This window comes from Nonomuraea sp. LP-02, assembly GCF_036289125.1.
Lineage (GTDB): Bacteria > Actinomycetota > Actinomycetes > Streptosporangiales > Streptosporangiaceae > Nonomuraea > Nonomuraea bangladeshensis.
The window spans coordinates 5540210-5551947 of sequence record NZ_JAXCLK010000001.1 but is presented as its reverse complement, the minus strand read 5'-3'; the positions used below and the strand labels follow the sequence as shown (position 1 = coordinate 5551947).

The window sequence follows — 11738 nt, the reverse complement described above, 5'->3', positions numbered from 1 at the left end:
GCAGGACGGTCTTCCGGCTCGTAAACCTCGCGGGAAGTCTGCGTGAACAGCGCGACACGCCCGAGCGCGGGGGCACCGGGACGGAGAAAATCAGCAGGTCATGACACCGGCAGTGCCTGCGAAAAGCACCACCAATGACGTGACACCGGCCAAGGCACGAAACGGAGTGGCAGTGCCCACTATTCAGCAGTTGGTCCGCAAGGGCCGGCAGGACAAGGTCTCCAAGACCAAGACTCCTGCCCTCAAGGGGAGTCCGCAGCGGCGCGGCGTCTGCCAGCGCGTTTACACCACGACCCCGAAGAAGCCCAACTCGGCACTGCGCAAGGTGGCCCGCGTTCGGCTCACGAACGGCATCGAGGTCACGGCTTACATCCCCGGTGTGGGTCACAACCTCCAGGAGCACTCCATCGTGCTCGTGCGTGGCGGTCGTGTGAAGGACCTGCCTGGTGTTCGCTACAAGATCATCCGCGGTTCGCTCGACACCCAGGGTGTCCGCAACCGCAAGCAGGCCCGCAGCCGCTACGGCGCGAAGAAGGAGAAGAGCTAACAATGCCTCGTAAGGGTTCTCCTGGCCGTCGGCAGCTCATGGCCGACCCGGTCTACAGCTCGCCCCTGGTTACCGCCCTGATCAACAAGGTCCTCCTCGACGGCAAGCGTTCCATCGCCCAGTCGATCGTGTACGGCGCCCTTGAGGGCTGCAGGGAGAAGACCGGCAACGACCCGGTCGTCACCCTGAAGCGCGCGCTTGACAACGTCAAGCCGACCCTCGAGGTCCGCAGCCGTCGCGTCGGTGGCGCGACCTACCAGGTGCCGGTCGAGGTGCGCGCCGCGCGCAGCACCACCCTGGCCCTGCGCTGGCTGGTGCAGTACTCCCGCGCCCGCCGCGAGAAGACCATGACCGAGCGCCTCATGAACGAGCTCCTCGACGCCAGCAACGGCCTCGGGGCGAGCGTCAAGAAGCGCGAGGACACCCACAAGATGGCCGAGTCCAACAAGGCCTTCGCCCACTACCGCTGGTAACCCGGCGGGTCCGACGAGACGACGAGGACGCGAGTTACAGTGGCCGCTACGACCGCTCTTGACCTGGCCAAGGTCCGCAACATCGGGATCATGGCCCATATCGACGCGGGCAAGACCACCACGACCGAGCGCATCCTGTTCTACACCGGCATCAACTACAAGATCGGTGAAGTCCACGAGGGCGCAGCCACCATGGACTGGATGGAGCAGGAGCAGGAGCGCGGCATCACCATCACGTCTGCCGCGACGACCTGCGAGTGGATCGGTCACACGATCAACATCATCGACACCCCGGGTCACGTCGACTTCACCATCGAGGTGGAGCGTTCGCTCCGCGTCCTCGACGGCGCGGTCGCCGTGTTCGACGGTGTCGCCGGTGTTGAGCCCCAGTCAGAGACGGTGTGGCGTCAGGCGGACCGCTACAACGTCCCGCGCATCTGTTTCGTGAACAAGATGGACCGGGTCGGCGCGGAGTTCCACCGCTGCGTCGACATGATGGTCAGCCGTCTGGGCGCCACGCCGGCCGTCATCCAGCTCCCGTTGGGCGTCGAGGCCGACTTCAAGGGCGTCATCGACCTCATCAAGATGAAGGCTCTGCTCTGGAGCGCCGAGGCGGCCAAGGGCGAGATGTACGACACCGTCGACATCCCGGCCGACCACGCCGACGCCGCTCGTGAGTGGCGTGACCGCCTCATCGAGACGGTCGCCGAGAACGACGACGAGCTGATGGAGCTCTTCCTCGAGGGCACCGAGCCCTCCGAGGAGCAGCTGGTCGCGGCCCTGCGCCGCGCGACGCTGGCCAGCGCCATCAACCCGGTGCTGTGCGGCACCGCGTTCAAGAACAAGGGCGTGCAGCCCCTGCTCGACGCCATCGTGGCCTACCTCCCCGCGCCGACCGACATCCCGGCCTTCAAGGGCCACGCGGTCGGCAACGAGGAGAAGGTCATCGAGCGGCACGCGGACCCGACCGAGCCGTTCTCCGCCCTGGCCTTCAAGATCGCCAGCGACCCGCACCTGGGCAAGCTCACCTACATCCGCATCTACTCGGGCACGCTCGAGACCGGTTCACAGGTCATCAACTCTGTGAAGGGGAAGAAGGAGCGGATCGGCAAGATCTACCAGATGCACGCCAACAAGCGCGAGGAGCGCCCGACGGCGATCGCCGGCCAGATCGTCGCGGTCATGGGTCTGAAGGACACCACGACCGGCGACACCCTGTCCGACCCGTCCAACCAGGTCGTGCTCGAGTCGATGACGTTCCCGGCCCCGGTCATCAACGTCGCGATCGAGCCCAAGACCAAGGGCGACCAGGAGAAGCTGTCGACCGCCATCCAGCGGCTGGCCGAGGAGGACCCGTCCTTCCAGGTCCGCCGTGACGAGGAGACCGGTCAGACGGTCATCTGGGGCATGGGCGAGCTTCACCTGGAGATCCTCGTCGACCGGATGCGTCGCGAGTTCAAGGTCGAGGCCAACGTCGGCCGCCCGCAGGTGGCCTACCGCGAGACCATCCGCCGCAAGGTGGAGAAGCTCGACTACACCCACAAGAAGCAGACCGGTGGTTCCGGTCAGTTCGCGCGGGTGATCATCAACCTCGAGCCGCTGGGTGAGGGCAACGACGGCTACGAGTTCGAGAACAAGGTCACGGGTGGCCGCGTTCCGAGGGAGTACATCCCGTCGGTCGACGCGGGCGCCCAGGAGGCCGCCGAGTTCGGCGTGCTGGCCGGCTACCCGATGGTGGGCGTGAAGGTGACGCTCATCGACGGTGCCGCGCACGACGTCGACTCCTCGGAAATGGCCTTCAAGATCGCCGGCTCGATGGCCTTCAAGGAGGCCGCGCGCAAGGCCGACGCAGTGCTTCTCGAGCCGATGATGGCCGTCGAGGTCACCACGCCCGAGGACTACATGGGTGATGTCATCGGTGACCTCAACGGTCGCCGCGGGCAGATCCAGGCGATGGACGAGCGGGCCGGCGCCCGCGTCGTCCAGGCGCTCGTGCCGCTGTCTGAGATGTTCGGCTACGTGGGCGACCTGCGTAGCAAGACGCAGGGGCGCGCGAGCTACAGCATGCAGTTCGACTCCTACGCGGAGGTGCCCCCGGGCATCGCCAAGGAGATCGTCGCGAAGGCCCGGGGCGAATAGGTTCCGGTCCCTGGTGGGGTGGTGCGAGCCACCCCACCGCCTAGGGGTCTGGGTTCTCCCGGGCCCGAGTGTGTAGACGATAGTCAGTCAGATTCTCAAGGAGAGAACCAGTGGGCAAGGCCAAGTTCGAGCGGACCAAGCCGCACATGAACATCGGCACCATTGGACACATCGACCACGGCAAGACCACTCTGACCGCGGCGATCACCAAGGTGCTTCACGACCGTTACCCCGAGCTCAACAAGGCGACCCCGTTCGACAAGATCGACAAGGCGCCCGAGGAGAAGGCTCGCGGCATCACGATCTCCATCGCGCACGTCGAGTACCAGACCGAGAAGCGCCACTACGCCCACGTGGACTGCCCCGGTCACGCCGACTACGTGAAGAACATGATCACCGGTGCCGCTCAGATGGACGGCGCCATCCTCGTGGTCGCCGCCACCGACGGCCCGATGCCGCAGACGAAGGAGCACGTCCTCCTGGCCCGCCAGGTCGGCGTCCCCTACATCGTCGTGGCCCTCAACAAGTCCGACATGGTGGACGACGAGGAGATCCTGGAGCTCGTCGAGCTCGAGGTTCGCGAGCTCCTGTCGGCGCAGGAGTTCCCCGGCGACGACCTGCCCGTGGTGCGTGTGTCCGCGCTCAAGGCCCTCGAGGGCGACGAGAAGTGGGCCGACAGCATCATCGAGCTCATGAACGCCGTGGACGAGAACGTCCCCGAGCCGCCGCGTGAGACGGAGAAGCCGTTCCTCATGCCGGTCGAGGACGTCTTCTCGATCACCGGTCGCGGCACGGTCGTCACCGGCCGTATCGAGCGCGGCATCGTCAAGGTCAACGAGCAGGTCGACATCATCGGCATCAAGCCGGAGAAGACGACGACCACCGTCACCAGCATCGAGATGTTCAACAAGATGCTCGACGAGGGTCACGCCGGCGACAACGCCGCCCTGCTGCTCCGCGGCATCAAGCGCGACGACGTCGAGCGCGGCCAGTGCATCATCAAGCCGGGCACGACCACCCCGCACACCGAGTTCGAGGGCCAGGTCTACATCCTGTCCAAGGACGAGGGCGGCCGGCACACGCCGTTCTTCAACAACTACCGCCCGCAGTTCTACTTCCGTACGACGGACGTGACCGGCGTGGTGAACCTCCCCGAGGGCACCGAGATGGTCATGCCGGGCGACAACACCGAGATGCGCGTTGAGCTGATCCAGCCCATCGCCATGGAGGAAGGCCTGAAGTTCGCGATCCGTGAGGGTGGCCGCACCGTCGGCGCCGGTCGGGTCACGAAGATCATCAAGTAGCCAGACCGTCGGGGCGGCGGTCGGGCCCCCCATCCAGGGCCCGACCGCCGTTCCGCGTGGACCTCGCGCAAGGCGCCGTGATCCAGCAGTGAATTCGGCCGCAAGTGACCGAAGTCACTGCCGGATCACGGAAGAAAAGGCAGATCGACTACGTCTGCCTCGTGGGGTCAAAGCAGGCATCGACCTGCACAGACATAGCGGCAACAGGCCGCACGATACTTTTTCAGACGACAGCGAAGGACACCGAGGCCACTATGGCGGGACAGAAGATCCGCATCCGGCTTAAGGCCTATGACCACGAGGTCATCGACAGCTCGGCCAAGAAGATCGTCGAGACGGTGACGCGGACTGGCGCGAAGGTCGCGGGCCCGGTGCCGCTGCCGACCGAGAAGAACGTGTACTGCGTCATCCGCTCGCCGCACAAGTACAAGGACAGCCGCGAGCACTTCGAGATGCGCACGCACAAGCGGCTGATTGACATCATCGACCCGACCCCCAAGACGGTCGACTCGCTCATGCGGCTCGACCTCCCCGCGGGTGTCGACATTTCGATCAAGCTCTGAGGGAACGCACTGACATGGCTAAGACGATCAAGGGCGTCCTGGGCAAGAAGCTCGGCATGACCCAGGTCTTCGACGCGGACAACCGGATCGTACCGGTGACCGTGGTCGAGGCCGGTCCGTGCGTGGTGACCCGGGTCCGCACCGCAGAGAAGGACGGCTACACCGCCGTTCAGCTCGGCTACGGGCAGGTCGACCCCCGGAAGGTCAACAAGCCGCTCGGCGACTACCTGCGCAAGCACGACATCACCCCGCGCCGTTACTTCGCGGAGATCCGCACCGACGACGCGAGCGACTACACCATCGGCCAGGAGCTGCTGGCCGACACCTTCGAGGCCGGCCAGTTCGTCGACGTGACGGGCAAGAGCAAGGGCAAGGGCTTCGCCGGTGTCATGAAGCGGCACGGCTTCGGTGGTCTGGGTGCGTCGCACGGTACGCAGCGCAAGCACCGCTCGCCGGGTTCCATCGGTGGCTGCGCCACCCCGGGCCGCGTTTTCAAGGGTCTGCGCATGGCTGGCCGGATGGGTAACGTCCGCACCACCGTGCAGAGCCTCAAGGTTCACGCCGTGGACGCCGAGAAGGGTCTCATCCTCATCAAGGGTGCGATTCCCGGCGCCAACGGCAGCCTGGTCCTCGTCCGTACCGCTGCCAAGAAGGGGGCTGCCAAGTGAGCACCACTATTGACGTCCTCGACGCCAGCGGCGCGAAGACCGGCACCGTCGACCTCCCCGAGGACATCTTCGGGGCCAAGGTCAACGTCCCGCTGATCCACCAGGTGGTCGTGGCCCAGCTCGCCGCTCGCCGGCAGGGCACCCACAAGGCCAAGACCCGTGGTGAGGTCTCCGGCGGCGGCAAGAAGCCGTACCGCCAGAAGGGCACCGGCCGCGCCCGTCAGGGCTCGACCCGCGCGCCGCAGTTCGCCGGCGGTGGCGTCGTCCACGGCCCCGTGCCGCGCGACTACTCCCAGCGCACGCCCAAGAAGATGAAGTCCGCCGCGCTCCGCGGCGCGCTGTCCGACCGCGCGAGCGGCAGCCGCGTGCACGTGGTCAGCTCGCTGGTCACGGGGGAGACCCCGAAGACCAAGGCGGCGCTGGAGGCCCTGCGCAAGATCACCCAGGCCCCGCGCGTCCTCGTCGTCGTCGACGAGGCCGACGAGCTGACCTGGCTGAGCCTGCGCAACGCTCCGGAGGTCCACCTGCTGGACGCCGGGCAGCTCAACACCTACGACGTGCTCGTGCACGACGACGTGGTCTTCACCCAGGAGGCCTACGACCAGGTCGTCGCTCGCCTGAGCAACAGCGGGAAGGAAGAGGCCTGATGGACAAGATCGCCGACCCGCGCGACGTCATCATCAAGCCGGTCGTCTCCGAGAAGAGCTACGGCCTGATCGACGAGAACAACAAGTACACGTTCCTGGTGAAGAAGACCGCGAACAAGACCCAGGTCAAGATCGCCGTCGAGCAGATCTTCGGGGTCAAGGTCACCAGCGTGAACACGATCAACCGGCAGGGCAAGCGCAAGCGCACCCGCACCGGCTACGGCAAGCGTCCCGACACCAAGCGCGCGATCGTGAGCCTGGTCGAGGGCGATCGGATCGACATCTTCGGTCAGATCGGCTAGCAGCCAGAAGAAAGAGCGGGCCCCCGAGGTCCGCGGGGTGAGACCGCCGCACGCTCGTGCGGCGGGCTCATCCATGTAACCGACGAAGGATGAACGAAAAAGATGGGCATCCGTAAATACAAGCCGACGACTCCCGGTCGCCGCGGATCGAGTGTCTCGGACTTCTCCGAGATCACCCGCAGCGAGCCCGAGAAGTCGCTGCTTGCGCCCCTTCACAACAAGGGCGGCCGTAACGTTCACGGCCGGGTGACCGCACGCCACCAGGGCGGCGGGCACAAGCGCGCCTACCGGATCATCGACTTCCGTAGGCATGACAAGGACGGCATCCCGGCGAAGGTCGCTCACATCGAGTACGACCCCAACCGCACCGCCAACATCGCTCTGCTGCACTACGCCGACGGTGAGAAGCGCTACATCATCGCGCCGACGGGCCTCAAGCAGGGCGACCGCATCGAGAACGGCCCCGCGGCCGACATCAAGACGGGCAACTGCCTGCCGCTGCGCAACATCCCGACCGGTACCTTCATCCACGCGGTGGAGCTCCGTCCGGGCGGCGGCGCCAAGCTCGGTCGTTCCGCCGGCGCCCAGATCCAGCTGCTCGCCAAGGAAGGCCAGTACGCCACCCTGCGTATGCCGTCCGGTGAGATGCGCATGGTCGACGTGCGCTGCCGGGCGACGGTCGGCCAGGTCGGCAACGCCGAGCAGGCCAACATCAACTGGGGCAAGGCCGGCCGTATGCGGTGGAAGGGCAAGCGCCCCACCGTCCGCGGTGTCGCGATGAACCCCGTCGACCACCCGCACGGTGGTGGTGAGGGCAAGACCTCCGGTGGTCGCCACCCGGTGAACCCGAAGGGCAAGCCCGAGGGCCGCACCCGCCAGGCGAACAAGGCCAGCGACCGGCTGATCATCCGGCGTCGCAGCAAGAGGAAGAAGCGGTAGGAGCAGCCGAAATGCCACGTAGCCTTAAGAAGGGTCCCTTCGTGGACGACCACCTGCAGAAGAAGGTGGACGCCCAGAACGAGAAGGGCACCAAGAACGTCATCAAGACGTGGTCGCGGCGCTCCATGATCGTTCCCGACATGCTCGGGCACACGATCGCCGTGCACGACGGCCGCAAGCACGTCCCGGTGTTCGTCACCGAGTCGATGATCGGTCACAAGCTCGGAGAGTTCGCCCCGACGCGGACGTTCCGCAGCCACGTCAAGGAAGACCGGCGCAGCCGGCGATAGACGCCTTCAGAAGCATTCAGAGGAGTAAGCGATGGAAGCCAGGGCTCAGGCGCGGTTCGTCCGCGTCACGCCCCAGAAGGCCCGCCGTGTGGTGGACCTCATTCGCGGGCTGCCCGCTTCGGAGGCGCAGGCCGTGCTGCAGTTCGCTCCCCAGTCGGCGAGCGAGCCGATCTACAAGGTGCTCAGCAGCGCCATGGCGAACGCCGAGCACAACTTCGACCTCGACCCGCAGACGCTCGTCGTCAGCCGGGCCTGGGTCGACGAGGGCCCGACGCTGAAGCGGTTCCGCCCGCGTGCACAGGGTCGTGCCTATCGGATCAACAAGCGGACGAGCCACATCACCGTGATCGTGGAGTCCCGCGAGCCGAAGGGAAGGACCCGATAGTGGGCCAGAAGGTTAACCCGCACGGGTTCCGCCTCGGCATCACGACCGACTTCAAGAGCCGGTGGTACGCCGACAAGCTGTACAAGTCGTACGTCGCCGAGGACGTCGCGATCCGCCGCATGCTCCAGAAGGGCATGGAGCGGGCCGGCATCTCCAAGGTCGAGATCGAGCGCACCACGGACCGCGTGCAGGTGGACATCCACACCGCGCGTCCCGGCATCGTGATCGGCCGCCGCGGCGCCGAGGCCGACCGCATCCGCGGTGACCTGGAGAAGCTGACCAAGAAGCAGGTCCAGCTCAACATCCTCGAGGTCAAGAACCCGGAGATCGACGCGCAGCTCGTCGCGCAGGGCGTCGCCGAGCAGCTGTCCAGCCGTGTCTCGTTCCGTCGCGCCATGCGCAAGGCGATGCAGTCGGCCATGAAGTCCGGCGCCAAGGGCATCCGTGTCCAGTGCTCCGGTCGTCTGGGCGGCGCCGAGATGTCCCGGTCGGAGTTCTACCGCGAGGGCCGCGTGCCGCTGCACACCCTCCGCGCGGACATCGACTACGGCTTCTACGAGGCCCGTACGACCTTCGGCCGCATCGGCGTGAAGGTCTGGATCTACAAGGGCGAGGCTCCGACCAGCCGCGCCGAGCGCGAGGCGGCTGCCGCCGGCGCCCGGGCCGGCCAGCGTCGCGAGCGTGACGACCGTCGCGGTGGCGGCGACCGTCCGCGCCGTGGCGGCGACCGCGCACGTCGCGGTGGCCGCGCCCCCCGCACCGAGGCGGCCGCGCAGGCCGCCCCCGAGACCGGCCCGGCCGCGCAGCCGGGTGCTGAAGGGAGCTGACCATGCTGATCCCGCGCAGGGTCAAGCACCGCAAGCAGCACCGGCCCGACCGCAGCGGAGCCGCCAAGGGCGGCACCAGGGTCGTGTTCGGCGAGTTCGGCATTCAGGCCGTTGAGCACTCCTACGTGACCAACCGCCAGATCGAGTCGGCTCGTATCGCCATGACCCGTCACATCCGCCGTGGCGGCAAGGTGTGGATCAACATCTACCCCGACCGTCCGCTCACGAAGAAGCCTGCCGAGACCCGCATGGGTTCCGGTAAGGGTTCGCCGGAGTGGTGGATCGCCAACGTCAAGCCCGGACGCGTGATGTTCGAGCTGTCCGGCGTGGCGGAGCCGATCGCTCGCGAGGCGCTTCAGCGTGCGATCCACAAGCTCCCGATGAAGTGCAAGATCGTTAAGCGTGAAGTGGGTGAGGCGTGATGGCACAGGGCCTGACCGCCGGCGAGCTGCGGCTCGAGGACCAGGACACCCTGGTCCAGAAGCTGAAGGAGGCGAAGGAGGAGCTGTTCAACCTCCGCTTCCAGGCGGCGACCGGTCAGTTGGAGAGCCACGGGCGGCTGCGGGCCGTCCGCCGCGAGATCGCCCGTATCTACACCGTGATGCGTGAGCGGGAGCTCGGCATCGTCACGGTCGAGAAGGAGACGAGCGATGGCTGACGAGACCACCACCAGCACCGAGGCCGGCGCGGCCGAGGCCGAGGGCACCCAGCGGCACTTCCGCAAGGTGCGTGAGGGCCTCGTCGTCAGCGACAAGATGGACAAAACCGTCGTCGTCGCCGTCGAGGACCGCGTCAAGCACCGCCTGTACGGCAAGGTCATCCGCCGGACGACCAAGTACAAGGCGCACGACGAGGCCAACGCCTGCGGCGTCGGCGACCGCGTGCTGCTGATGGAGACCCGCCCCCTCTCCGCCACCAAGCGGTGGAGGGTCGTGGAGATCCTCGAGAAGGCCAAGTAAGGCCCTCTCGCATATACCGCGCCCCGTGGGGGCTCTCCAGAGCCCCCATGACGGCGTCCAAGGACGCGGGGTCCTCCGGGGCCTCGCGTCGCCTGCGGTGCGGCCCCAGCGGGGCTGTGGCCGTGGGAACAAGACAACATCAGGTTCCGCCAGGCTCAGCGATGAGAACCGGCGCGACTAACAGGAGTTAACGTGATCCAGCAGGAGTCGCGGCTCAAGGTCGCCGACAACACGGGCGCGAAGGAGATCCTTTGCATCCGTGTGCTCGGTGGCTCAGGCCGACGCTACGCCGGTATCGGCGACGTCATCGTCGCCACTGTCAAGGACGCGCTGCCGGGCAGCACGGGCGTCAAGAAGGGCGACGTGGTCAAGGCCGTCATCGTCCGCACTGTCAAGGAGCGGCGCCGGCCCGACGGCTCCTACATCCGCTTCGACGAGAACGCCGCCGTCATCATCAAGGACAGCGGTGACCCTCGTGGCACTCGTATCTTCGGCCCGGTCGGCCGCGAGCTGCGTGACAAGAAGTTCATGCGCATCATCTCGCTCGCCCCGGAGGTGCTGTAATGCCGAAGCTGCATGTGAAGAAGGGTGACCTGGTCGAGGTCATCGCCGGCAAGGACAAGGGCGCCAAGGGCCGGGTCATCGCCGCGCTCCCCACCGAGGACCGCGTGGTCGTCGAGGGCGTCAACATGATCAAGAAGCACGCGAAGGAGACCCACCAGGGTCCGCGCGGCGCCAAGACCGGCGGCGTGCAGACCATGGAGGGCCCCATCCACGTCTCGAACGTGAAGAAGCTCAAGGACGACAAGCCCGCCGACAAGAAGGCCGACGAGAAGAAGGCCGACGAGAAGACGGGTGAGGACAGCTGATGACCGCCACCACCACTGAGACCGAGCGCCCGACGCCCCGGCTCAAGACGAAGTACCGCGAGGAGATCGCCTCGCAGCTTCGCGAGCAGTTCGACATCAAGAACGTCATGCAGATCCCCGGTCTGACCAAGATCAAGGTCAACATGGGTGTCGGCGAGGCGGCTCGCGACTCCAAGCTGATCGAGGGCGCGGTTCGCGACCTCACCGCGATCACCGGCCAGAAGCCGGCCGTCGTCCGGGCCCGCAAGTCCATCGCGCAGTTCAAGCTGCGTGAGGGCATGCCGATCGGCGCGCACGTCACGCTGCGCGGCGACCGCATGTGGGAGTTCCTGGACCGGCTGCTCGCGCTCGCGCTGCCCCGTATCCGTGACTTCCGCGGCCTTTCGCCCAAGCAGTTCGACGGCAACGGGAACTACACCTTCGGTCTGACCGAGCAGGTCATGTTCCACGAGGTCGACCAGGACAAGGTCGACCGGCCGCGTGGCATGGACATCACGATCGTGACCACCGCGACCAACGACGACCAGGGCCGGGCGCTGCTGAAGCTCCTCGGCTTCCCGTTCAAGGAGGCCTGATCCAATGGCGAAGAAGTCGCTGATCGCCAAGGCGGGGCGCAAGCAGAAGTTCGAGGTCCGGGCCTACACCCGGTGCTCGCGGTGCGGCCGTCCCCGCGCCGTCTACAGGAAGTTCGGCCTCTGCCGCGTGTGCTTCCGCGAGATGGCGCACCGTGGCGAGCTGCCCGGCATCACCAAGTCGAGCTGGTAGGTAACCTGGTGAGCGGCTGTGCCGCTCACCAGGCACTCATATTTTCGTAGTACAAGGATCA

19 protein-coding genes are annotated in these 11738 nt (G+C 66.6%); all 19 read left to right on the top strand.

What is annotated here, in order from left to right; translation table 11 throughout:
• Window positions 1-172: 172 nt before the first annotated feature.
• The 19 genes from rpsL (at window position 173) to SMD20_RS25665 (ending at window position 11677) form a co-directional block, all read left to right on the top strand.
• Window positions 173-547, top strand: a complete 375-nt coding sequence (gene rpsL, locus SMD20_RS25755) for a 30S ribosomal protein S12 (RefSeq protein ID WP_020542315.1) — start codon at window positions 173-175, stop codon at window positions 545-547.
• A 2-nt stretch (window positions 548-549) separates the two neighbouring features.
• The gene (gene rpsG / locus SMD20_RS25750; protein WP_020542314.1) at window positions 550-1020 is read left to right on the top strand and encodes a 30S ribosomal protein S7; all 471 of its coding nucleotides are present in this window, start codon (window positions 550-552) and stop codon (window positions 1018-1020) included.
• Window positions 1021-1110: 90 nt separating this feature from the next.
• Window positions 1111-3159, top strand: coding sequence for an elongation factor G (fusA, locus tag SMD20_RS25745; RefSeq protein WP_442942609.1), 2049 nt, complete (start codon window positions 1111-1113; stop codon window positions 3157-3159).
• Window positions 3160-3269: 110 nt separating this feature from the next.
• Entirely contained in the window at window positions 3270-4463 is a 1194-nt protein-coding gene (gene tuf, locus SMD20_RS25740; protein ID WP_020542312.1) for an elongation factor Tu, read from the top strand.
• 254 nt (window positions 4464-4717) lie between these two features.
• Window positions 4718-5026, top strand: a complete 309-nt coding sequence (gene rpsJ / locus SMD20_RS25735) for a 30S ribosomal protein S10 (RefSeq protein ID WP_012887830.1) — start codon at window positions 4718-4720, stop codon at window positions 5024-5026.
• 14 nt (window positions 5027-5040) lie between these two features.
• Window positions 5041-5694 (top strand): 50S ribosomal protein L3, encoded by a 654-nt coding sequence (gene rplC / locus SMD20_RS25730; protein ID WP_329585564.1) that lies wholly within the window; start codon window positions 5041-5043, stop codon window positions 5692-5694.
• Window positions 5691-6341, top strand: a complete 651-nt coding sequence (gene rplD, locus SMD20_RS25725) for a 50S ribosomal protein L4 (protein ID WP_329585561.1) — start codon at window positions 5691-5693, stop codon at window positions 6339-6341. The genes rplC and rplD overlap by 4 nt, the downstream gene beginning before the upstream one ends.
• The gene (gene rplW, locus SMD20_RS25720) at window positions 6341-6643 is read left to right on the top strand and encodes a 50S ribosomal protein L23 (protein ID WP_329585558.1); all 303 of its coding nucleotides are present in this window, start codon (window positions 6341-6343) and stop codon (window positions 6641-6643) included. The genes rplD and rplW overlap by 1 nt, the downstream gene beginning before the upstream one ends.
• Before the next feature lie 102 nt (window positions 6644-6745).
• Window positions 6746-7582, top strand: coding sequence for a 50S ribosomal protein L2 (gene rplB, locus SMD20_RS25715; protein ID WP_020542308.1), 837 nt, complete (start codon window positions 6746-6748; stop codon window positions 7580-7582).
• Between the two features lie 11 nt (window positions 7583-7593).
• Window positions 7594-7872, top strand: a complete 279-nt coding sequence (gene rpsS, locus SMD20_RS25710) for a 30S ribosomal protein S19 (protein ID WP_030451498.1) — start codon at window positions 7594-7596, stop codon at window positions 7870-7872.
• Between the two features lie 31 nt (window positions 7873-7903).
• Window positions 7904-8257 carry a 50S ribosomal protein L22 gene (rplV, locus tag SMD20_RS25705; protein ID WP_020542306.1) on the top strand — a complete coding sequence of 118 codons (354 nt, stop codon included), beginning with the start codon at window positions 7904-7906 and terminating at the stop codon, window positions 8255-8257.
• Complete coding sequence (gene rpsC, locus SMD20_RS25700; RefSeq protein WP_329585553.1) at window positions 8257-9084, top strand: 30S ribosomal protein S3; 828 nt, start codon at window positions 8257-8259, stop codon at window positions 9082-9084. Before rplV ends, rpsC begins: the two co-directional genes overlap by 1 nt.
• A gap of 2 nt (window positions 9085-9086) precedes the next feature.
• Window positions 9087-9506, top strand: a complete 420-nt coding sequence (gene rplP / locus SMD20_RS25695) for a 50S ribosomal protein L16 (RefSeq protein ID WP_080043233.1) — start codon at window positions 9087-9089, stop codon at window positions 9504-9506.
• A complete protein-coding gene (rpmC, locus tag SMD20_RS25690; RefSeq protein WP_329585550.1) occupies window positions 9506-9742 on the top strand; it encodes a 50S ribosomal protein L29 in 237 nt (78 codons plus the stop codon). Before rplP ends, rpmC begins: the two co-directional genes overlap by 1 nt.
• On the top strand, window positions 9735-10043 hold the full coding sequence (gene rpsQ / locus SMD20_RS25685; protein ID WP_329585547.1) for a 30S ribosomal protein S17: 309 nt from the start codon (window positions 9735-9737) through the stop codon (window positions 10041-10043). The genes rpmC and rpsQ overlap by 8 nt, the downstream gene beginning before the upstream one ends.
• A 192-nt stretch (window positions 10044-10235) precedes the next feature.
• A complete protein-coding gene (gene rplN / locus SMD20_RS25680) occupies window positions 10236-10607 on the top strand; it encodes a 50S ribosomal protein L14 (protein ID WP_026214151.1) in 372 nt (123 codons plus the stop codon).
• Between the two features lie 8 nt (window positions 10608-10615).
• Complete coding sequence (gene rplX / locus SMD20_RS25675; RefSeq protein WP_329592671.1) at window positions 10616-10912, top strand: 50S ribosomal protein L24; 297 nt, start codon at window positions 10616-10618, stop codon at window positions 10910-10912.
• Window positions 10912-11487 carry a 50S ribosomal protein L5 gene (gene rplE / locus SMD20_RS25670; RefSeq protein WP_091090107.1) on the top strand — a complete coding sequence of 192 codons (576 nt, stop codon included), beginning with the start codon at window positions 10912-10914 and terminating at the stop codon, window positions 11485-11487. Before rplX ends, rplE begins: the two co-directional genes overlap by 1 nt.
• A 4-nt stretch (window positions 11488-11491) precedes the next feature.
• Window positions 11492-11677, top strand: coding sequence for a type Z 30S ribosomal protein S14 (locus SMD20_RS25665; protein WP_020542298.1), 186 nt, complete (start codon window positions 11492-11494; stop codon window positions 11675-11677).
• Window positions 11678-11738 lie beyond the last annotated feature (61 nt).